A 20,607-nucleotide genomic window follows, 5' to 3' on the forward strand; every position below is an offset into this window, starting at 1 on the left:
GGTCAGCGGTTGAGCGCCGCCACGCCCGCCTTCGCGAACTTCTCGTCCAGGTCGCCGCTCGGGGCGCCCGCGACACCGATGCCCGCGACGGGCGCGCCCTTGGCGGTCACCGGGGCGCCGCCCGCGAGGAACAGGGTGCCGGGGATGTCCTTCAGGGTCGGGGCCTGCTCCAGGCGCTTGGTCAGCTCGGAGGTGGGCGCGTTCCAGGAGACGGCGGTGTACGCCTTCTTCACGGCCGACTCGGGCGACTGCGGGCCCGCGCCGTCGCCGCGCAGCTCGACGATGGTGTTGCCGTTGCGGTCCACGACGGCGACGGAGACGCGCTGGTTCTCCTTCTTCGCGGCGTCCAGGGTGGCCTGCGCGGCCTTGGTCGCGGCGGCGACGGTGAGGTGCGTGGACTGGGTCAGGTTCTTGTTGCCCGCGTCGGCGGTGACGGCGGCCTTGGTGACGGCGGCCTTGGTGGCGGCGTCCGGGGTACCGGCGGTGGCGGAGACGGCGCCGAAGGTACCGGCGCCGAGGACGGCGGCGGTGGCGGCGATCGTGAGGACGCGGGTGCGGCGGGAGAGCTTCTGCATCGGGGGCTCCTGGGGTGAGGTGCTGGGAGAGGTTCGAGGGGTTCTTGCCTCTGCCCTCCATGCTGTGGCCGCATCCGGGCCCCACCCCTCGACGTACCGGCTGGCACCGGCGCGCGACTCGGCCGACACGGGGGTCAACCGATCGGTTGACCCCTTTGTGGTCCCTGCGGGCCACAATGAAGATGTCTGCCCAGTTCAGGGGCTGCCCTGCGGCGGTACGAGAGGTGGGTGCGCGTCACCGTACGAGGGGCCGTCACCCGTCGCCGGTACGCGAGGCGGCGGCACGGCGGACCGGCACGGCGCCTGTCGCCGTCGGCAGGAGCGGCGGACGCCAGTGCCGTCGGCAGGAGAGGCGGACGCCAGTCGCCGTCGGCACGAGAGGGAGACGCCCCAGTGGGACACCGCACACCGGGCTCCGGCCCCCACACGCCGGGCTCGGGCCCCAGCACACCGGGCTCGGGCTCCCGCACGCCGGGCTCCGGCTCGCGCACGCCGGGCTCCGGCCCCAGCACACCAGGCTCCGGCCCCAGCACACCGGGCTCCGGCTCGCGCACGCCGGGCTCCAGCCCCAACACACCGAGCTCCGGCTCCCCCACACCGAGCTCCAGCCCCAGCACACCGGGCTCCGGCCCCCACACGCCGGGCTCGGGCCCCAGCACACCGAGCTCCGGCTCACGCACGCCAGGCTCCAGCCCCAACACACCAGGCCCCGGCCCCAGCACACCGAGCTCCGGCTCCCGCACGCCAGGCTCCGACCCCAACACACCGGGCTCCAGATCCCGCACACCAAGCTCCGGCCCCAGCACACCAAGCTCCAACTCCCCCACACCGAGCTCCAGCCCCAGCACTCCGGGCTCGGGCCCCCGCACACCAGGACCGGGCAGCCTCCGGGCGCCGGGCGCGGGCCCCCTGGCACCGGGAGCGGGCCCCCTGGCACCGGGCCGCTCCGACCCCCGCGCCTCCGACCCCGACGCCCGCTGGCTCGCAGCCGTCATGCACGCCACGTTCTACCTGCTGCTCGCCACCTCGCTGGCCCGCTTCCTGCTGCGTCACCCCGGCGGCGCGCGCGTCCCGTGGATCATCGCGCTCTCGGCGGTCCTCGCCGTCCTCTACGCCCTCCCGTTCCTCACCGCCGCCGCCCTGCGGGAGCGACCCGCCACGCCCTTCGCGTCCGGCGCCCGCCCCACCCCCCGCCGCCTGGCCTGGCTCGCGCTGGTCGTCGCGGTCTGGCTGGTGCTCGTCGTCCTCGCGCCGAGCTTCGGCTGGTGCGCGGTGCCGCTCTTCTACACCGGCCTGCGCACCCTGCCACCGCGCGCGGCCCTGGCCCTGGTGGCCGTCCTGACCGGCTGCGTCATCGCATCCCAGGTACGGCTCGCGGGCCGCTACGACCCGGACCTGATCCTCGGACCGCCCGCCGTCTCGGCAATCGCCACCGCCGTCTTCGCCTACATGCAGCGCCAGGCCGCCCGCCAGCGCGAACTCATCGACGACCTCATCCGCACCCGCCGCGAACTGGCCGCCACCGAACGGCGCGAGGGCACGCTCGCCGAGCGCCAGCGCCTGTCCATGGAGATCCACGACACCCTCGCGCAGGGCCTGTCCAGCCAGCAGATGCTGCTCCAGGCCGCCGACCGCGTCTGGGACACCGACCCGGCCAAGGCCCGCACCCACGTCCGTACGGCCGAGTCGATCACCGAGCACGGCCTCACCGAGGCACGCCGCTTCGTGCACGACCTGGCGCCCGCCGACCTCGCGGACGGCGGCGGCCTCGCGCAGGCGCTCCGGGCCCTCGCGGAACGGGAGTCGGACGCGGGCCTCACCGTCCGCTTCCACGTGGAGGGCGCCCCCGTGCCCCTGCCCGACCGCGTCAGCTCGGCGCTGCTGCGCATCGCCCAGGGCGCCCTCGCGAACGTACGCGAACACGCCGACGCGACCACGGCGGCGCTCACCCTCACCCTCCTGGACGACCAGGTGGTCCTGGACGTCGCGGACGACGGCCGCGGCTTCGTCCCGCCCACCGACTCCAGGACCCCGGCGGGCGTACGAGGTCACGGCCTGCCCGCGATCCGCGCGCGGGCGGTCCAGCTCGGCGGCACACTGACGATCGAGTCGGCGCCGGGCGAAGGCGCGGTCCTTTCCGTATCGATCCCGTTGGAGCCGCAGCGATGAACACCACCCCGGTCCGCCTCCTGGTCTGCGACGACCACGTCGTCGTCCGCGCGGGTCTGCTCGCCCTGCTCGGCAGCGCGCCCGACATCGAGGTGGTCGGCGAGGCGGGCACCGGCGAGGAGGCGGTCGCCCTCGCCGCGAAGCTGACGCCTGACGTGGTCCTGATGGACCTGCAACTGGGCGAGGGCATCGACGGCGTCGAAGCCACCCGCCGCATCACGGCCGCCGCGCCCTCCCCCCACGTCCTCGTCCTGACCACCTACGACACGGACGCGGACATCACCCGGGCCATCGAGGCGGGCGCGACGGGTTACCTCCTCAAGGCGGAGCGCCCCGAGGAACTCTTCTCCGCGATCCAGGCGGCCGCCCAGGGCCGCACCGCCCTCTCCCCGCCGGTCGCCTCCCGCGTCATGGCCCGCATGCGCAGCCCGCTGCCCACCCTCACCGACCGCGAGCGCGACATCCTGGGCCAGCTCTCCCAGGGCCTGGGCAACCGTGAGATCGCCCGCGCGCTCTTCATCAGCGAGGCGACGGTGAAGACGCATCTGGGCCGCATCTACGACAAGCTCGGCGTCGACACGCGGGCGGGAGCGGTGTCGGTGGCGAAGGAGCAGCGTCTGCTGCCGTGACCCTGCGGAGTCCTGCCACCGTCCGCGCCTGCCGCCCGTGACACCATCGACCCGTGCTCGACATCGGCTACGCGCTCTCCCGCCGCTTCCCTGACCCCCCTGAGCTGGACTACGGGCGGGCGGACGTCCACACCCTGCGTCACGACCTCTTCTGCGGAGACGTGTACCTGGCGGACACCAAGGCGGACCGGGAACTGTCCACAGCCTGGGGATGGGTTCCCGTCCTCGACTTCGCGTGGGCGCTCTGCGACATCGTCGAGCAGCTCGACGAGGATCCGCTCGGCAGCCGCGCCTCCCGTCCTCAGTACGCCGAACTCGACTTCACCGAGTCGACCGATCGCATGCTGTTCGCGCGGCGCTTCGGGTGGGTCGACATCGAGGCGGACTGGATGTCTCCCGACGATCCGCCGCTCACCTTCTCCCACGCGGAACTGCGGCGCGAGGCCCGTGACTTCCTCCACGACCTCCTCGCGGACCTGACCGACCTCCACGACTCCCTCTCGGACAACCCGGCCCTCTGGTCCCTCCAGTCCCGCTTTCCGCGAGTTCCCCGCGCCTGACCGCTTCCTCGGCGCCGGGAGGTGGTGGCTTCTTGCCCACGTCCTGTGCGGTGGCACACGGGGGTTTCGCGCAGTTCCCCGCGCCCCTGAAGGGGCCCCCGCCCGGTGGTCCGGTGCGGGGCCGCGGCGGTATGTCCGTCCTCGCCGTCCCAGATGGCCGCCACGTCCCCTCAGCCCTCCATCGCGACCGCGGCCCGGTGGGGGCCGGGAACCCCCGCCGGGGGACGGTCGCGAGCGCGCGAGGGGACGTGGGGGTATGTGCGCACGGAGCACATAAGTGAACGAGGCAAGGAAGCAAGCCCGTTGGCGGTCATCTGGGACGGCGAGTACGCACATACCCCCGCGGCCCCGCCCCACAACCGAAGCAGAAGCGCCCCCCAGCCCCCTGCGGACCCGCACCGGACGACCACCGGGAGACCCCTTCAGGGGCGCGGGGAACTGCGCAAAACCCCGTGTGACACCCGCCCCACCCCCCCCTCACGCCCCCGCGACCTTCACCCCCACCTGCCCCGCAAACGCCGGCGCCAAGTCGATCAGCTGCTCAGGGCTGATCACCGCCCCGCGCAGACACTCCACCCCCCGCGCGATCTCCAGCTCCCCCGCCGCCCGCAGATCCACGTCCTTCATCCGCACCCCACTGAAGTCGACCCCCCGCACCACACAGTCCAGGAACGCCACCCGCTCCAAGGACGCGAGGCCGAAGTCCGGCTCCACCAGCACGCAGCCCTCGAAGACGACGTCCCGCAACCGCGCCTTCCGCAGGTTCAGGTAGTCGATCTTCCCGCCCCGCACCACGACCCGCTCCAGCACGCCCCCGTGCAACTGCACGCCCCCGAGCCGCGCGTCCACCACCTCCACGTCCCGTAGCGACGCCTCCGTCAGGTCCGTCCCCACCCCGCGCGGCTCCCTCAGCACGGAATCCACGAACCGCGCCCGCGCCAGCCGCGTCTCGCCGAGCGCGCACCCCGTCACCGCGCAGTCCATGAAGAGCGCGCCGCCCCCGTCCTGCGCCCCGAGGTCGAGATCACGGAACTCGACCCCGTCGTAGTCCCCGTCGGGCTCCAACTCGGCTCCCTCGAAGGGCCGGAGCGGAGGCAACCGCACCTCGGCCCGCCGCGCCGCCTTCACCACGGACTCCGTCTTCGCCTGTGCCTGTGCCTGTGCCTGCGCCTGCGCCTTCCGAACCATTTCCCCATCGTGCACGCCCCCACTGACAACGCCCCCGCACCCCACCCCGATGTCACACCGGCCCGCCTCCCGCCCGTCCAAGAATCGAGACCGAGCCCAAGGGAGCGCCCATGCCAAGCACCCCCCGAGCCACCCCCCGCACCACCGTCATCGGCGGCGGCATCGCGGGCCTCACCGCCGCCATCACCGCCGCCGAGGCCGGCGCCCGCGTCACCGTCCACGAGTCCCACCACACGCTCGGCGGCCGCGCCCACACCTCCGAAGGGGCGTACAAGACGAACGAGGGGCCGCACGCGCTGCACACCGGAGGCCCCCTCTGGACGTGGCTCAGGCAGCGCGACCTGGTCGGCCCCCTGGCCCCCGTCCCGCCCGTGGAGGCGACACGCGTGCGCCTGCACCACCACGGAGCGCTGCGCCGCACCCCGCCCCTCGCGATGCTCAAGCTGCTGCGCCACAAGGCCGAACGGGCCCCGGTGGAACAGGACTTCCTGTCCTGGGCGGCCGCCCTGGTCGGCGAGGAGGGAGCGCGGGCGGCCGCGCGCTACGCGGCCGTGGCGACGTTCCACCACGCCCCCGGCTCCCTCTCCGCCCGCTTCGTACAGGAGCGTCTGCGCCGCGCGGCCAAAGTTCCCCCGGAGGCCGCCTACCCGCGCGGCGGCTGGGCCACGGTGATCGACAGGATGGCGGCGTACGCGTGGAACCTGGGCGTACGCATGGAGACGCTGACCCGCGTCGACAGGATCGCGGACGTCGCCCAGGACGGCCCGGTCGTCGTGGCGACGTCGCTGGAGGCGGCCCGCCGCCTCCTCGGCGACGACTCGCTGCGCTGGGAGAGCGGCCGCACCGCGCTCGTGGACGTGGCGTTCCGTTCGCGCAGGGGCGACGCCTTCGTCGTCTGCGACCTGGACCGTACGGGGAGGCTGGAGCGCTGCACCGCGCGCGACCGCACGCTCGCCCCCGCGGGCGAACAGCTCGTGCAGGGGCAGATCCCCATCGCCCCTGACGAGACGGAGTCGGACGGGGTGGCCCGCGCCGAGCACCTCCTGGACCTCGGGTTCCCCGGCTGGCGCGATCGGCTGACCTGGCGCAGGACCTCCGTCGCGGACGGCCGCACGGGCGCGGTGGACCGGCCGGGCACCACCTGGCGGGACCGCCCGGCGATCGACCGGGGGCACGACGTCTACCTGGCGGGCGACCAGGTGGCGGCGCCCGGACTGCTGTCGGAGGTGTCGTTCAACAGCGCGATGGAGGCGGTGTCGTTGGCCCTGACGAAGTCACTGCTTGACCTCAAGTCGACTTCAGGTTGAAAGCTGTGGACTCCCGCCGCTCCCCACCGCGGAACAGACCACCAGGAGCCCACCATGCACGCCATCCGCCTCCACGCCTTCGGCCCCGCAGAGAACCTCCGCTACGAAGAGGTCCCGGCCCCCGTCCCCGCACCCGGCCAGGTCCGCATAGCCGTGGCCGCGGCGGGCGTCCACCTCCTGGACACCGCGCTCCGCGAGGGCATGCGGGGCCCGCTGCCCGAGCTCCCCGCCCTGCCCACGATCCCCGGCCGCGAGGTGGCGGGCACGGTGGACGCCCTGGGCGAGGACGTGGACCCGAGCTGGCTCGGCAGGCGCGTGGTCGCCCACATCGGCTTCGCCCCCGGAGGCTACGCGGAGGCGACCGTCACCGAGGTCTCCCGCCTGCACGAACTCCCCGAAGAGCTGGACTTCGCCGAGGCCGTCGCCCTGATCGGCACGGGCCGCACGACGATGGGGATCCTCCGGTTCACGGAGCTCACACCGGAGTCGGTGGTCATCGTCCCCGCGGCGGCGGGCGGCATCGGCACGCTCCTGACGCAGTACGCCGAGCACCGGGGCGCCACGGTCGTCGGCCTGGCGGGCGGGCCGGAGAAGACCGCCCGCGTCCGCGCGAACGGCGCGGACCTGGCCGTGGACTACACGGACCCGGCGTGGCCCGACGAGGTCCGCGCGTATTTGAAGGAGCGGCACGACGACCGCCGCGCCACCGTCGTCTTCGACGGAGTGGGCGGCGACGCGGGCCTCGCGGCGGTCGACCTGCTCGGCCCCGGCGGCGTCCACGTCGTCTTCGGCTGGTCGGGCAAGGGCCCGCACGACGGCGAGCCGCTGACGTTCACCGACGAGGAGCTCGCCGAGCGCGGCATCACGCAACTCAACGTCCTCGGCCCGGAGATGATGCGCAGGGCGGGCGGCGACAACCCCGTCCGCACCCTGGAACTGGCCGCGCTCGCCGAGGCCGCGACGGGCCACTTCACCCCGGCCGTGCAGCGCTTCCCCCTCGCGGAGGCGGCAGCGGCGCACCGGGCGCTGGAGAACCGGGGGACGATGGGCAAAGTGGTCCTGCTCCCCTGACCGGTCGGTGCCCCGGCGGGAAAACCGGATGCCCGCACCGGATAAGGGAACTACCGTCCGTTATATGGGTATGGACTCCATCCAATTCCGCGACGTCCCCGAGACGGGCATCGACCGCGCCCTCTCCCTCGCCTACCTCGCCTTCCACGAGAACCCGGAGGAGGAGAAGCGCAAGCACCACCACGACCTGCTGCGCGGCTGCACCCGCGTCGGGGCGTACGAGGACGGCGAACTCGTGGGGTTCCTCGCGGCGTTCCCCTTCTCCGTGTCGGTGCCCGGTGGTGAACTTCCGTGCCCCTGCGTGACGTTCGTGTCGGTCGCGCCGACGCACCGGCGCCGGGGCGTGCTCTCCGGGATGATCGCGGAGCTGTTCGCGCGGGCCTCGGCGGAGGGCGCGCCGATCGCGTCCCTGTGGGCGTCGGAGGACGCGATCTACGGCAGGTTCGGCTTCGGGCCCGCCACGCTCGGCCACACCGTGGAGATCGACTCCCGGCGCCCGCTGGCCCTGCGCATCACCCCCGACGACCGCCCGCTGCGCCTGGTCGACCCGGCCGACGCCCCCGCCCTGCTCGGTACGTACTACGACCGCACGCGCGCCGAGCGGGCCGGGCGCATCGACCGCACCGAGGCGTGGTGGCGCGAGGAGTGGCTGGTGACGGAGGACGAGGAGGACGACGAGCTGTCGCCGCCCCGCGTGGTCGTCGTCGGCGAGCCGCGCGGCCCCGTCGCCGGTTACGCGATCTACCGCACCAAGACCCGCGACGACGCCCCCGGCCTGGTCCGCCTCGACGAGTTGGAGGCGGACACCCCGGCCGTCGCGGCCGCGCTCTGGCGCTATCTCGCCTCGATCGACCTGACGGGCCAGATCCGCGCCTGGGGCCGCCCCGTCGACGACCCGCTGCACCTCTTCGCCGCCGACCGCGACCAGGTGCGCGTCACGGGCGAGTTCCCCGCGCTGTGGCTCCGCCTCGTCGACGTGCGCGCGGCCCTGGAGTCCCGCTCCTGGGCGGCCCCGGTGGACGTGGTGCTCGACGTGCGCGACGACCGCGTCCCGGCCAACGCGGGCCGCCACCGCCTGACGGCGTCCCCGGACGGCTGCACGTACGCGGCCACCGACGACCCCGCGGACCTCACCGTCGACGTACGCGACCTGGCCGCCTGCTACTTGGGCGGTACGCGGACGGACGCGCTGGTCCGCGCGGGCCTGGCCACGGAGCACACGCCGGGCACGGTGACGGCACTGGACGCGGCCCTGCGCACGCCCCGACTCCCGCACACGGTGGACGAGTTCTAGGGATTTCCGCCGTCAAGGTGCTGCCCACCGAGCGACAGCAGTGCCTCACCGGCCAGCCGATGCGTGGTCCATTCCGCCATCGGCTCGGCGCCGAGCGACCGGTAGAAGTCGATCGCGGGCGCGTTCCAGTCGAGCACGGACCATTCCAGGCGCCCGTATCCGCGGGCCACGCAGATGCGGGCGAGTTCGGTGAGGAGCGCCTTGCCGTGGCCGCCGCCGCGGGCCTCGGGGCGTACGTAGAGGTCCTCCAGGTAGATGCCGTGCACGCCGCGCCACGTGGAGAAGTTCAGGAACCAGAGCGCGAAGCCCACCGCCTCGCCGGAAGCGTCGTCCTGTGCGATGTGGGCATAGGCGGCGGGCCGCTCCCCGAAGAGCGCCTCGTGCAGGTGCTCCTCGGTGGCCCGCGCCTCGTCGAGTGCCTTCTCGTAGGCGGCGAGGTCGCGGACCAGGGCGTGGATGACGGGGATGTCGGCAGGTGTGGCGGTACGAATCATGGTGGCAGCAAGCCATGCCCGTACCGCCGCGGTCAACGCCGTCTCACCTCGGCGCCCGAGCGGCCACCGCTCAGCGCCCGAGGAGCCGCCGCGCGATCTCCATGTCGTCCGCCGCCATCGGGCGGCCGTCCTCGATCTCCCACAGCGCGTTCTGCAGGACCCGGCCGAGCGTCCAGGCGCGAGCCCGGTCGCGGTCCAGGCCGAGGACCTCCGTCATCGCGTCGAAGCGCCACAGCACCTCGTCCGCCTCGAAGCGGTTGTCGAGGGCGGGCCACAGGTCGAAGCCGGGGTCACCGGCGAGCGGCTTGGGGTCGATGGCGAGCCACGGTTCGCGGTCGCCGGCCAGGACGTTCTCGAAGTGCAGGTCCCAGTGGAGCATCCGGTCGCCGGGCTCGCCCATGACCTCGCGCACCGCGCCCCCGCAGCGCTCGACGAGCGCGCGCTCGGCCGGATCCGCGATCGACCCCAGCGCCCCCGGCAGCTGCTCGACCATCTCGGCCGCGATGTCGCCGAGCCGTCGCATGCCCTCGGGCGCGGCCCCCGCGGTCAGCCTGGCGAGGAGTTCGGCGATGACCAGGACGGCCTTGCGGGTGTCGGCCATCGTCGACAACATCCGTGTGGAGTCCAGGCGTTCGAGCAGCATGGTGCCCGTGTCGCCGTCGTGGTCGAGGAGGCGGACGGCCCCGTCGCCGCCCCACACCCGCAGCGCGACCGGCTCGCCCTCGGTCTCCTCGTCCAGGAGCTGGAACTTGACCGCGGCGGGCGTCCCGTCGGCGCGCACCACGGGCAGCACGAGCGCGGCCATGCCGTGCATCGGATCCCCGTCGACCGTCAGGTCCCAGCGCTCGACGATCTCCTTCACGCGTCCGGGCAGCGCGGCGATGAAGGCCCGCCCCGGCTCCCCCGCGTACAGGTGCTGCGACTCGATCAGTGCGTCCGGAATGCGAATGTCGATCACGTCCGCGACCCTAATCGCGTGCGTGAATCACCGCATGCGCTTTTTCCGGGAGGCGGCCCACGGCGCCCGCACGGCCGCCGTCGCCGTCACGTCGTACGTCCGCGGGGCCCCGGGGACCTATCTCTGGCTGGCCGCCCTCTTCGTCACGACCGTCGCGATGCACGGCATGTCGCCGGAGTTCGAGGACGAGTTCCTGCGCCAGCGCTCCACGAACATCCACGAGCTGTCCCGCAATCCGGTGCGGGTGCTGATCTCCAGCGCGTTCTGGATCGACGGCAGCGGCTGGCTGCCGTACGCGGTGCTGTACTCGGTCTTCCACGCGAGCGCCGAGCGATGGCTCGGCACCTGGCGCTGGCTCGCGGTGGCCGCGCTCTCGCACGTCCTCGCCACGCTCATCAGCGAGGGCGTCCTCGCGCTCGCGGTCCGCCACGGGGCGGCGCCGCAGTCGGCGGTCAACACCCTTGACGTGGGCGTGAGTTACGCGCTCGCGGGGGCGGTCGCCGTTCTCACGTACCTCGTTCCCACGCCCTGGCGGTACGCGTATCTCCTCGCCGTCGTCGCGGTGTACGGCACCCCGCTGATCACCGGCAGGACCTTCACCGACCTGGGCCACTTCACCTCGGTCCTGATCGGCCTGGCCTGCTATCCGCTGACGCGGAGTGCCGTACGAACTCCCCCGTGGCAGGTCAGGAGATGCCCGCCGCCTTGAGCTCCTTGGCGAACGCCTCCTGGTCGTACAGCGCGTTGCCCGAGGACTTCTTGCCGTCGATGACGACGGTCGGCGTGCCCTCCATGCCGTCGTCGGTGAAGACCTTCATGGCCTCGTCGACCCACTTCTTGTACGTGCCCTTGTTCACCGCCTTGTCGAAGGCGGCGCCGCGCAGGCCCTTCACCTTGTCGGCGACCTTCAGCAGGTAGGCCGGGGTGAAGGCGTCGTCCGTCTCCTCCTCGGGCTGGGCGGCGAAGACCTCGGCGTGGTACTGCGGGAACTTGCCCGCCTCCACCGACGCCCGCAGCGCGCCCGCCGCGTTCACCGACCCGCTGCCGCCGAGGTTCTTGTCGAGGAACGAGGCGATCGTGTACTCGAGTTTGACCTTGCCGTCGGCCACCGGCTTCACCAGCGCCTGCGCGCCGGTCTCCTCGAACTTCTTGCAGATCGGGCAGCGCGGGTCCTCGTACAGCTTGACCGTATGCTTGGCCTTCGGATCACCGACCGTGATCACACCGCCCTTGACCGAGGCGGGCACACCCGCGAGCGCGCCGCTGTCCGCCGGAGGGGCGGGCTTCTCCGCGACCTTGCCGCTGCCCTTGTCCTCGTCGGGACCACAGGCGGACGCGGCCACCCCGATCAGCGCCGCGGCGGCCACCGCGGCGGCGACGCGCGCTGTCTTGCGCCCGGCCTTGTGTACGGCCATGAGTTGAGCCCTCCAGGATTCGACACGTACCGCTCAAAGTATCGGAATCTACCCCGCGCCCCCGCCGCCGAACGACCCGCCCCGTGGGACCAAGGCCCCACCCCCTGCCCACAGCCCCCACCTGCGCAGTAACGTCCGCCCATGAGCAGCGCGAACAACACCGACAACGCGGACGGCACGCGGCACGGGTCCGGCACGGTCAACGGCGGCATATCGTTCTGGTACGCCGACGACGGCACCCCCGCGCCCCGCGAACCCCTGACCGGCGACGCCACGGCGGACGTCTGCGTCGTCGGCGGCGGCTACACGGGCCTGTGGACCGCGTACTACCTGAAGAAGGCCGCGCCCTTCCTCCGCATCACCGTCCTGGAGCAGAAGTTCTGCGGCTACGGCGCCTCAGGACGCAACGGCGGCTGGCTCTACAACGGCGTCGCGGGCCGCGACCGCTACGCGAAACTGCACGGCCACGAGGCGGCGGTGCGCCTCCAGGAGGCCATGAACGACACGGTCACCGAGGTGATCGAGACGGCCCGCGCGGAGGGCATCGAGGCGGACGTCCACCACGGCGGCGTACTCGAAGTCGCCTACACACCCGCCCAGTTGGCCCGCCTGAAGGACTTCCACGCGACGGAACTCTCGTACGGCGAGAAGGACCGCACCCTGCACGGCGCCCGCGAGACCGCCGAACGCGTCCGGGTCTCCGGAGCCGTCGGCTCCACCTGGACCCCGCACGGCGCGCGCCTGCACCCGGTGAAGCTGGTCAAGGGCCTCGCGGACGCCGTGGAGGCGCTCGGCGTCACGATCCACGAGTCGACCCCGGTCACGGAGATCAAGCCGAAGCACGCGATCACTCCGTACGGCACGGTCCGCGCGCCCTACGTCCTGCGCTGCACGGAGGGCTTCACCGCCTCCCTCAAGGGCCAGCGCCGCACGTGGCTCCCGATGAACTCCTCCATGATCGCGACGGAGCCCCTGACGGCCGCCCAGTGGGAGTCGATCGGCTGGGAGGGCCGCGAGACCCTCGGCGACATGGCCCACGCGTACATGTACGCCCAGCGCACCGCGGACGGCCGTATCGCGCTCGGCGGCCGGGGCGTCCCCTACCGCTACGGCTCCAAGACCGACAACGACGGCCGCACCCAGGCCGCCACGGTCGAGGCCCTGCGCTCCATCCTGACCCGCTTCTTCCCCCAGCTCGCGGGCGTGCGCGTGGCCCACGCCTGGTCCGGCGTCCTCGGCGTCCCCCGCGACTGGTGCGCCACGGTCACCCTGGACCGCGCCACGGGCCTCGGCTGGGCCGGCGGCTACGTCGGCTCGGGCGTGGCCACCGCCAACCTCGCCGCCCGCACCCTGCGCGACCTGGTCCAACAGGACTCGGGCCAGGCGGGCCCCACGGACCTCACCGCCCTCCCCTGGGTCAACCACAAGGTCCGCAAATGGGAACCGGAACCCTTCCGCTGGCTCGGCGTCCACGGCATGTACGCCACGTACAACGCGGCCGACCGCCGCGAACTCACCACGCACACGGCACGGTCGTCGCGCCTCGCGCGGGCGGCGGACCGGGTGGCGGGGCGCGGGTAGACGAAGCGCGTCCGGAAGAGCACGAAAGGGCCCGTCCCACCTCGGAGGTGGGCCGGGCCCTTCGTGATCCGGAGCCCCCTGTCGGATTCGAACCGACGACCTACGCATTACAAGTTGTCGGATCTTGGTCCGGGGGCATCCACGTGCGTCTAACTGACGACTCAAATGCCTGGTCAGGGCACCCAGCCGACCCCTCCGGACGGCGACGGACGCCTGTGAATCTAGAAGCAATTGAGACCATCACTGAGACCATGGCCTCTAAGCCCCGAAGCACTTGACTGATCCCTCAGCCCCCGGTTGCTGGTGGCGGGCAGATGTCTGCACAGCCACAACTGATCACGGACGGCCGTGACCTGCGGCCATCTACTCGATCACCGCTCTGAACTGCGGCGCAGCCGTCGCCAGTTGTCAGCGCTGGTCACCAGCGAGCGCCCTTCCACGGCCCCAGGACGGCCGGGGAGGACGCTCTTCGCTCCCTAGGCTCAGGCAGTTTTTGTCAGCGAGCCCCCGCGCGCGCAGACGAGGCGTAGGAAGTTTGCCATTTTGGCTACTTTCGGCATGTAAGTGGCTCACAATGACAGTAGAGGCGGATCCCGGCTCGTGGCATCAGGGGTGCAGTGGAGGCTCCTGATCTCAGATAGGCGTGGGCGGAGAGCCCTGGCGTGAAGGGTAAGTGCAATGACGCGCAAGGTCTTCTATAGCTTTCGATACAAGTTCGATAATTGGCGAGTTCAGACGATCAAAAACATCGGCCGCATTGAAGGCCAACCGGTACTGACCTCGAACCAGTGGGAAGACGTTGCTCGGCAAGGTGACGCTGCCATTCAGCGCTGGATTGACGAGCAAATGGTCGGCAAGAGCTGCAATGTCGTCCTGATTGGAAACCAGACAGCGGATAGGCCATGGATTGAGTACGAATTCAAGAAGGCTTGGGCCGACCGCAAGGGTGTTGTCGGAATCTACATTCACCAACTGCTCGATCAGAATCGCATGCCCACAACTAAGGGGGGAAATCCCTTTTCAGGGTTTACCTTGGATGACGGCAAGGTGCAGTTCGATCAGGTAGTTCGCGCGTACGATCCTGCGGGATACAACAGCCAATCCGTGTTCGCGAGTATCACAGCGAACATTGAGGGTTGGGTGGAGGAAGCGATCGACATCAGGAAGCAGTGGTGAGCTTCGGCGACGAACGCCTGAAGCACCTTGACTATATTCAGGCAACGATAGCGCGTCAGGCTTCTCACTCTTTTGCGGTCAAAGGATGGTCGCTGACCGTATCGGCGGCCATCTATGCATACACGGGTTCGCATCTGCACTGGTGGAATGCACTGATTGGGATAATGCCAGCAATCGCCTTTGGTTGGCTTGATGCCTTCTATCTGCGACAGGAACGCCTCTTCAGGGAGCTGTACGCCGCGGCTTCTGAGGAGGTAACCGTCGTGCCGATCTTCTCGATGAATACGGCTCCGTATGCAAACCCTAGGCAATTCCCTAAGTGCTCCTGGCCGTGCGTTCTCCGTTCTAGCACATGGTGGGTATTCTATGGGGCAATCGTAGGCTTCGGCCTTTTACTGCTAGGCGTTTCCTTCATTTAATGCCCGCGTGGGCTTGGAAGGATTTAGCCCACTGGGCGAGTTCCTCAGGTCTTGTGGGCTGTTTTGCTGGCCAAATCTCTCCCATTTCATCACCATCCCACCTCGGCACGAGATGCACGTGAAGATGCATTACGGATTGACTGGCGGACTGTCCGGCTGAAGTAATGAGGTTCATTCCTGATGGAGAGAAGGTGTCGCACAGTATTGCACTCAATCGCACAGCCGTCGATGTGAGGGCGCCGAAGACTTTGGGTGACGCAGACGTGAAGTCTCTAATGTGTGATTTTGGGATCACGAGCGTGTGCCCCTTGGTTGCCGGACTCAAGGGGAAGAAGGCCAAGAATTCGTCCGTCTCGTAGATTTTCTGAGCCGCAACACTCCCTCTTACGATTCCGCAAAAGGTGCAGCTCTGTGGCCCGGTAGTCCCAGTGATGGTCATTAGTGGCCCGCCCCTTCAGGTATTGGACATGTCCAGTATTCAACAGTCGAGCTCTCGCTGCGACCCGGAGCCCGGAGCGCGGGATCAGGGGATACCGGTTACCCCGCATCTAGAGAGGGAAGTCACGAGGGCGGGGGAGCGGCTTTGGGCTGGAGCTGCTTTGGGGCGAGTGATCATGGCCCGTTAAGCTGATGGCGAGTCCGGCAGTCTGTGAGGCCGCCCGTTAAAGCACGACGTTGGGCCGTGGTCTTAGAGGCTCGCCCCATGCACGCAGCGGGCCGCCGGGCCCGGCCAGCCGTGGCGGAGACACGAGGCAGGCCGGGCCGCTGAGGCGGCCCGCGCCCGCGCTGTGCGCGGGCCTTGATGAAGCAGAGCAAGTCTTACCGCGCGTAAGGCCGCAACGAACTTCGCACCAGGGGTCAGCTCCTACTCGCCGCATTCGGCAGGAGGCGGCTCGTGAACCCCTCATCGCGCAGGCGCTCGTAGGCCGCCTCCACACCCCGGGGAACTTGCTGCTCAATCAGGAACCCCTGCTCGGGATAGACCATTATCCGCTGTTGCGCCCCAACAAGCATGTCGATGACGAGCCGCGCATCCTGAATCGAATCGACGTACTCCGTGAACGTCATGGCCGTTGACGCGCTCACCCACGCCACGTCCGGCCAGACCTTGCACGCGGTGGCGTACGAACGTCGCTCCTCGTACGGCTTACTGATCAGCAGCACAGATTCGATGGATACCCCGCGCTCTTCCAGCAAGGCTCGGGACAGCCTGATGTTCTCGCCCGTGTTCCGAGCCCGCGGTTCCAGAAGGATCGCGTCGGACGGCACTCCAAGCTCCATGGCTCGCTCGCGGTAGTGCTCAGCCTCACCCTTGGGCATCGCCTCCCGCGTCGTACGACTCGTGGCTCCGGTAAAGACAATCAACGGAGCCAGGCCGCGGTGATAGAGGTCCGCCGTGGCGTCAGCCACTCCGAGATCGTGACTTCCGAGCCCGATCGCCACGGAGCACCGCCGGGGTTCATGGCCCATCAGTTGGAAGTCCCAGAGCAGTTGCGCATCCGCCCACGCCTGTGCCGAGATCACTTGCTCTCACCCTCCGTGTCCGCCGAGTCGGGCACCTTGAAGTCATAGGCCCACGAGAAGCGTGTAGCCGCATGCACCCCGACAGCGAACTCCACCACGGTGCCGTCTGCCGTGTACGTCGTGCGGTGCAGCTCAACCACCCACTCCCCCGGCGAAAGCTGAAGGAGCTGGACCTCCTCCGCCCTCGGGGCTCGGGCGAAGAGCTCCTCCTTCATGTGGTCGATCTCGTACCCGGCGTCATACAGCACCCGGTAGCCACCGCCACGCCCCGCAGGCCCCGGCGTCGGGTCCACGAGCCGCGTGCCCTCGACGTGCTCAGGGCGGTAGTAGCTCGTCAGCGTGTGCGTCGGCTGCGAGCCCTCCTTCACCAGGCGCGCCCGCGCGTACACCTCCGCGCCCTCGGGCAGTCCGTGAGCCGCGGCCACAAGTGCCGGCGCCTCCACCCGACTCACGGTCTGGGTCTGCTCATTCCTGCGATAGCTGCGGCCTGAGGCCACGCGGTCTGCGATGAATGCGACCTCGCCACTGTCGCGCCACTTGGCCTTGTCGTATCGGGCGATGCCCAGCCGCTTCAGCGGCGTCTGCTCTCGCACGACCGTCCCGTGCCCGCGAGACGAGACAACCAGGCCTTCAGCCTCCAGCGCCTTGTAGGCCGCATGGACCGTGGACTTCGACCCTTCACCGGCCTCCACCAGGTCCCGAATGTGCGGAAGCTGCTGGCCAGGGACGAGTGCACCACTCCTGATCTGCTCGGCCAGCCGATCCGCCAACTCGCGCCACTTCGGTGCCACGCGGAACTCCTCTCGACGCAACCAGTGAAACACAGTCCCAGGACTGTTGACAGTCTCGGGACTGCGGGTGCATTGTCATCTCAGGCCGCTCGCAGTCCTAGGACAGCGAGTCGGAGGGGTCCGTTTCGGGCTGCTTCTGGCCGTGCCAGTCAGGGATAGCTCGCCACTACGAGGAGCCCCGAGCTGGTCGCTTCTTGAGAACTCCATAGGTGGGCCCCGTCTCCCCGAGTCGAAAAGACGGACTGCGCGGCCTTGGCTGCGCCTCGACTTCCGCCGCTTCCGCGACGGTCGGTTGCCTCCCTCGCCCGTCCGGCCGCTTTGTGGTCGTACGGGCGAGGGTCCGGGGAGCCGGGATCGTCCCGCGCTCCGAAGGGAGCCCGTGATGGGAGCGCCTCCGGGCGACTGCCCGCAGTGCTGGCAGCACGCCTATGACAAGAGCATCCACCGCCGCCTCAAGCCGCGTGAGGACTGCCCGCAGTGCGTCGACCACATGGTCAACGCACTGCCCGTACCTCGTGCCCAAGAAGCCGTCCACCTGGTGGTGAGCACGTCCACCCCCGCAAAGGAGAAGTCCATGAGTGAGAAGAACCGTGCCGTCTTCGACTTCGGCGACGCCAACGTCACGTTCGGCGGGCCCATCGTGATGGGTGACCAGGTCGGTGTGTCCAGCGGCATCGTCCACGGCGACGTGGTCATGGGCGGCAGCGCGAACACCAGCGCCAGCGCCGACGACGACAGCGAGTAGGACCCGCCCCGCACCACCTCGTGCCCGCGCCCCCTTTGCTTCCTGGAGTCGTCATGATCGGAACGCTTATCGCGGTGCTCGGCACGCTCGCCGGTGCCGTCGTCGCCGGGTTCATGCAGTACCTGACCACCGCCCGCACCGCGCGGAAGGCCACCGCCGAACAGCGCAGGCAGGCCCTCGCGACCGCGATCCCGGCGCTGCTCGCCGCGCTGGCTGGCCACCGCGAACAGCAGTACCTGAAGCTCGTGGCCCGCCGTGAGGCGCAGGCTGAGACCGCCGAAGCGCGTCAGGCCCGCTACGCCGCCCGGACCGCCGTGACCAGCGCCATGGACACCCTGCACATGACCACCCAGGACGACGTCCTCCTGGCGGCCGCGCAGGAAGCGGTCGATGCAGCCATGGCGCTCGGAGACGCAAGCGAGGGCGAGTTGGACGCGGCGGGCCTGCGGGCCCGTCAGGCCCACACCGCACTGCGCACCATCGGCGCTCGCTCCATCTACGCCTGACCGCCACACCCACCCACCACAACGGCGCGAGCCCCCGGAGGTGCAACTCCGGGGGCTCTGTTGGGGCCGTTGCCACCTGCTAGGGAGAACACGACCCATGAAGCACATCGTCACTGTTCAAGAGGCTGTTACGGCCTTCGCTCCGGATCTGGAGCCCACGGCCGCTGAGCTGGACGCGATCGAGCAGGAGATGCCCGTCATCCTGGCGGACGTCGAGCTGCTGGACGCGCAGATCCTCACGCTGGACCGCACGCCGAACGAGCTGGACGAGCGACGTATCCGCCGTGCCCGCCGTAAGGCGCTGGCCGCCCGCGTGACGCTCGCCAACACCGCCGCCGTGAAGCCGGGGGTGGGCGCGTGAGTGCCACCGAGCAGAACCTTGCGGCCGCGCACGCCGAGGTGAAGGCGGAGATTGCGCGGACCGACGCCAAGACCAGTCTCCTGCTCGCGTTCGTGGGCGCGGTGCTGGCCGGGACGTGGACGGTTGCCAAGGACGCGTCCCTGTCGCTGCCCGTCCTCGTGGTGGGCGGCATCGGTACGGCGCTGTTGCTCGCTGCGGCGGGCCTGCTGCTGTCGTCGGTGCGCCCGAACCTGGGCGGTGCCCGCCCGGTCGGGTTCCCACGGTGGGCGACGCTGAGCGCCGAACAGATCACCGCCGAACTGGCCGAGGACCACCGCGCGCAGCACATCGCGGACTTCTCTCGGATCGCGGTCATCAAGTTCACCGGCCTGAAGCGGGCGGTGGACCTGACCCGCGCGGGCGGCGCGCTGCTCATCCTCGCCGCCCTGATCTCGGTGGGGGGTGCGCTGTGAGGGCGAAGACGGTACTGCCCGCCGTCGCGATGACGGCGGTGTCCATGGTCCTCACCCTCGCCGTGGTGGTGATGTGGCTGGGAACGGCGGTGCCGTGGCTGGTCGCGCTGGTCGTCGGTGTGGGCATCGACGGGGGCTGGCTGGCCACCCTGGCTTACGAGCGCCGCCTGGCCGCGCAGGGCGACCACAACCGTGTGGTGACCGCCGTTGGCTGGGCCTTCGGTCTGCTCGCCTCCGGTGTCCTGGTGGCCCACGCGGTGAGCGCCGAGCACTCTGCCGGGGCGTGGCTGGCGGTGGCGTGGCTGCCGATCGCCGCGAAGGCGCTGTGGCTGGTGCACGGGATGTGGGAGCGCACCGCGCTCACCCCCCACGCGCTGGACGCCATCCACGGCATTCAGCAGGAAGCACGCGACGAGGCGGCCGTGGCCCGCGCCCGACTCCGGGCGGAAGCGGTCACGGAGGAGACCCGGTTGACGGCCGTGACGGCTGCCGGGGCCCGCCTCGCCCGCATCCAGGCCAAGACCGCCCGCACCCTGTCCAGCGCGTGGTCGACGCTGGAGAGCGCCCGCAAGGGCGAGGCCACCGGCAGGGCGCTGACCTGCGTGACGGCTCCCGTCACACCCGGCGTCACGGCCCGTTGGGAGTTGCCCGTGTGGGGTCCCAGCGAGCAGGTGCCCGCGCTGGAGACGGCCGCGCCCGCGCTCACGGATACGGCGCTTGACCAACTGGTCGAGGAGGAGATCCGCATCAGTGAGGATCCGGCCCTGTCCTACCGCGACATGGCCGCCCGCTTCCGGGCGTCCGGGCACTCCGCTTCCGAGGTCCGCCTTCGGGCCGCATGGAAGCGCGTCACCTCCCCCACCCCTTCCGACTCCCCAAGGAGTGCTTGAGATGGGCACGCCCGATACGAACCGGATTGACCGCGAGATCCGCACCACCAAGCGCAAGTTGGACGCTGCCCGCAAGCGTGAGATGTGGGCGCTGAACGGCCGTGAGCGCCGCGCCATCTTGTCCGCCGCCGCTGGCGGTTCGGTCAAGGTCGTGCGGCACAAGAGCACCGTCCGCGCGGAGGAGAAGGGCGCGGCGACGTGGGAGTCGGCCGCGATCCGCCTGGAGGCGGAGATCGGCGCGCTGGAGATCGAGCGGGGCGAGGCCGTGAAGCGGGCCGCCGCTGAGAAGGCCGCGAAGAAGGCCGCGAAGTCGTCGGGTTGGTGGTGACCATGACCGTCAAACCGGCGCCTGCGGGTGAGTGTCCGCAGTGCTGGCAGCACGCGCACGACAAGAGCATCCACCGCCGCCTGAAGCCGCGTGAGGACTGCCCGCAGTGCGTGGACCACATGAACAACGGCCACCCCTCCCTCGTGCCCAAGAAGCCGTCCCGCTGGTGGTAAC

Annotated in this window: 25 protein-coding genes and 1 tRNA gene; 17 read left to right on the forward strand and 9 right to left on the reverse strand. The window is 70.6% G+C overall.

Translation table 11 applies throughout. The features are described from left to right. Positions 1-2: 2 nt before the first annotated feature. Positions 3-575 carry a GlcG/HbpS family heme-binding protein gene (locus KY5_RS18655; RefSeq protein ID WP_098243330.1) on the reverse strand — a complete coding sequence of 191 codons (573 nt, stop codon included), beginning with the start codon at positions 573-575 and terminating at the stop codon, positions 3-5. Positions 576-1,568: 993 nt separating this feature from the next. Between KY5_RS18655 and KY5_RS18660 the strand changes: the two genes are divergently transcribed. From KY5_RS18660 to KY5_RS18670, 3 genes are read left to right on the forward strand one after another with little or no spacing between them, the layout of a single operon-like run. After that, positions 1,569-2,744 (forward strand): sensor histidine kinase, encoded by a 1,176-nt coding sequence (locus KY5_RS18660; protein WP_098243331.1) that lies wholly within the window; start codon positions 1,569-1,571, stop codon positions 2,742-2,744. Then, positions 2,741-3,373: a response regulator gene (locus KY5_RS18665; RefSeq protein WP_098243332.1), complete on the forward strand. Its 633-nt coding sequence runs from the start codon at positions 2,741-2,743 to the stop codon at positions 3,371-3,373. Before KY5_RS18660 ends, KY5_RS18665 begins: the two co-directional genes overlap by 4 nt. A gap of 53 nt (positions 3,374-3,426) precedes the next feature. Then, positions 3,427-3,933, forward strand: coding sequence for a hypothetical protein (locus KY5_RS18670; RefSeq protein WP_098243333.1), 507 nt, complete (start codon positions 3,427-3,429; stop codon positions 3,931-3,933). Positions 3,934-4,410: 477 nt separating this feature from the next. Here the strand turns inward: KY5_RS18670 and KY5_RS18675 are convergent, their stop codons facing one another. Next, positions 4,411-5,121 (reverse strand): pentapeptide repeat-containing protein, encoded by a 711-nt coding sequence (locus tag KY5_RS18675; protein ID WP_098243334.1) that lies wholly within the window; start codon positions 5,119-5,121, stop codon positions 4,411-4,413. Between the two features lie 110 nt (positions 5,122-5,231). Between KY5_RS18675 and KY5_RS18680 the strand changes: the two genes are divergently transcribed. The 3 genes from KY5_RS18680 to KY5_RS18690 all read left to right on the forward strand — a co-directional run bounded on the left by KY5_RS18680 (position 5,232) and on the right by KY5_RS18690 (position 8,793). Next, entirely contained in the window at positions 5,232-6,428 is a 1,197-nt protein-coding gene (locus KY5_RS18680; protein WP_098243335.1) for an FAD-dependent oxidoreductase, read from the forward strand. A gap of 54 nt (positions 6,429-6,482) precedes the next feature. Then, complete coding sequence (locus KY5_RS18685; protein ID WP_098243336.1) at positions 6,483-7,499, forward strand: zinc-binding dehydrogenase; 1,017 nt, start codon at positions 6,483-6,485, stop codon at positions 7,497-7,499. Between the two features lie 70 nt (positions 7,500-7,569). Beyond that, on the forward strand, positions 7,570-8,793 hold the full coding sequence (locus KY5_RS18690; protein WP_098243337.1) for a GNAT family N-acetyltransferase: 1,224 nt from the start codon (positions 7,570-7,572) through the stop codon (positions 8,791-8,793). Here KY5_RS18690 and KY5_RS18695 read toward each other — a convergent pair. Further along, a complete protein-coding gene (locus KY5_RS18695; RefSeq protein ID WP_098243338.1) occupies positions 8,790-9,287 on the reverse strand; it encodes a GNAT family N-acetyltransferase in 498 nt (165 codons plus the stop codon). The two genes, KY5_RS18690 and KY5_RS18695, sit on opposite strands and share 4 nt — an antisense overlap. A gap of 70 nt (positions 9,288-9,357) precedes the next feature. Further along, the gene (locus tag KY5_RS18700) at positions 9,358-10,245 is read right to left on the reverse strand and encodes an aminoglycoside phosphotransferase family protein (protein WP_098243339.1); all 888 of its coding nucleotides are present in this window, start codon (positions 10,243-10,245) and stop codon (positions 9,358-9,360) included. A gap of 34 nt (positions 10,246-10,279) precedes the next feature. Between KY5_RS18700 and KY5_RS18705 the strand changes: the two genes are divergently transcribed. Next, complete coding sequence (locus KY5_RS18705; RefSeq protein WP_098243340.1) at positions 10,280-10,954, forward strand: rhomboid-like protein; 675 nt, start codon at positions 10,280-10,282, stop codon at positions 10,952-10,954. On the opposite strand, the gene KY5_RS18710 is transcribed toward KY5_RS18705, so the two are convergent. After that, positions 10,932-11,660 (reverse strand): DsbA family protein, encoded by a 729-nt coding sequence (locus KY5_RS18710; protein ID WP_098243341.1) that lies wholly within the window; start codon positions 11,658-11,660, stop codon positions 10,932-10,934. The genes KY5_RS18705 and KY5_RS18710 overlap by 23 nt on opposite strands. 141 nt (positions 11,661-11,801) lie before the next feature. On the opposite strand from KY5_RS18710, the gene KY5_RS18715 reads away from it, so the two are divergent. Continuing rightward, positions 11,802-13,241, forward strand: a complete 1,440-nt coding sequence (locus KY5_RS18715; protein ID WP_098243342.1) for an NAD(P)/FAD-dependent oxidoreductase — start codon at positions 11,802-11,804, stop codon at positions 13,239-13,241. Positions 13,242-13,313: 72 nt separating this feature from the next. Here the strand turns inward: KY5_RS18715 and KY5_RS41820 are convergent. Beyond that, a tRNA-Thr gene (locus tag KY5_RS41820) sits at positions 13,314-13,378 on the reverse strand. Positions 13,379-13,919: 541 nt separating this feature from the next. Here KY5_RS41820 and KY5_RS18720 point away from each other — a divergent pair. Together KY5_RS18720 and KY5_RS41825 are read left to right on the forward strand one after the other, a co-directional pair. Beyond that, positions 13,920-14,417 (forward strand): TIR domain-containing protein, encoded by a 498-nt coding sequence (locus tag KY5_RS18720; RefSeq protein ID WP_098243343.1) that lies wholly within the window; start codon positions 13,920-13,922, stop codon positions 14,415-14,417. Beyond that, entirely contained in the window at positions 14,414-14,836 is a 423-nt protein-coding gene (locus KY5_RS41825) for a hypothetical protein (RefSeq protein WP_159072551.1), read from the forward strand. The genes KY5_RS18720 and KY5_RS41825 overlap by 4 nt, the downstream gene beginning before the upstream one ends. Here KY5_RS41825 and KY5_RS43085 read toward each other — a convergent pair. The 3 genes from KY5_RS43085 to KY5_RS18735 form a co-directional block, all read right to left on the reverse strand. Next, complete coding sequence (locus tag KY5_RS43085; RefSeq protein WP_098243344.1) at positions 14,829-15,275, reverse strand: HIT family protein; 447 nt, start codon at positions 15,273-15,275, stop codon at positions 14,829-14,831. The two genes, KY5_RS41825 and KY5_RS43085, sit on opposite strands and share 8 nt — an antisense overlap. A 419-nt stretch (positions 15,276-15,694) precedes the next feature. Then, entirely contained in the window at positions 15,695-16,360 is a 666-nt protein-coding gene (locus KY5_RS18730; RefSeq protein ID WP_098243345.1) for a YdcF family protein, read from the reverse strand. Further along, the gene (locus KY5_RS18735; RefSeq protein WP_098243346.1) at positions 16,357-17,151 is read right to left on the reverse strand and encodes a GntR family transcriptional regulator; all 795 of its coding nucleotides are present in this window, start codon (positions 17,149-17,151) and stop codon (positions 16,357-16,359) included. Before KY5_RS18735 ends, KY5_RS18730 begins: the two co-directional genes overlap by 4 nt. A gap of 382 nt (positions 17,152-17,533) precedes the next feature. Here KY5_RS18735 and KY5_RS43235 point away from each other — a divergent pair, with 382 nt between their 5' ends. The 7 genes from KY5_RS43235 (at position 17,534) to KY5_RS18770 (ending at position 20,606) form a co-directional block, all read left to right on the forward strand. Next, complete coding sequence (locus KY5_RS43235) at positions 17,534-17,896, forward strand: hypothetical protein (RefSeq protein WP_418952795.1); 363 nt, start codon at positions 17,534-17,536, stop codon at positions 17,894-17,896. 53 nt (positions 17,897-17,949) lie between these two features. Further along, positions 17,950-18,402: a hypothetical protein gene (locus KY5_RS18745; protein WP_098243347.1), complete on the forward strand. Its 453-nt coding sequence runs from the start codon at positions 17,950-17,952 to the stop codon at positions 18,400-18,402. 97 nt (positions 18,403-18,499) lie between these two features. Then, positions 18,500-18,763 (forward strand): DUF6284 family protein, encoded by a 264-nt coding sequence (locus KY5_RS18750; protein ID WP_098243348.1) that lies wholly within the window; start codon positions 18,500-18,502, stop codon positions 18,761-18,763. After that, complete coding sequence (locus KY5_RS18755; RefSeq protein ID WP_098243349.1) at positions 18,760-19,215, forward strand: Pycsar system effector family protein; 456 nt, start codon at positions 18,760-18,762, stop codon at positions 19,213-19,215. The genes KY5_RS18750 and KY5_RS18755 overlap by 4 nt, the downstream gene beginning before the upstream one ends. Then, entirely contained in the window at positions 19,212-20,105 is an 894-nt protein-coding gene (locus KY5_RS18760; RefSeq protein WP_098243350.1) for a protein spdB, read from the forward strand. Before KY5_RS18755 ends, KY5_RS18760 begins: the two co-directional genes overlap by 4 nt. A 1-nt stretch (position 20,106) precedes the next feature. Further along, positions 20,107-20,433: a hypothetical protein gene (locus KY5_RS18765; protein WP_098243351.1), complete on the forward strand. Its 327-nt coding sequence runs from the start codon at positions 20,107-20,109 to the stop codon at positions 20,431-20,433. Between the two features lie 2 nt (positions 20,434-20,435). Further along, a complete protein-coding gene (locus KY5_RS18770; protein ID WP_199843136.1) occupies positions 20,436-20,606 on the forward strand; it encodes a pRL2-8 in 171 nt (56 codons plus the stop codon). Position 20,607: the final 1 nt, after the last annotated feature.

The organism is Streptomyces formicae, assembly GCF_002556545.1.
In the GTDB taxonomy this organism is placed as follows: domain Bacteria; phylum Actinomycetota; class Actinomycetes; order Streptomycetales; family Streptomycetaceae; genus Streptomyces; species Streptomyces formicae_A.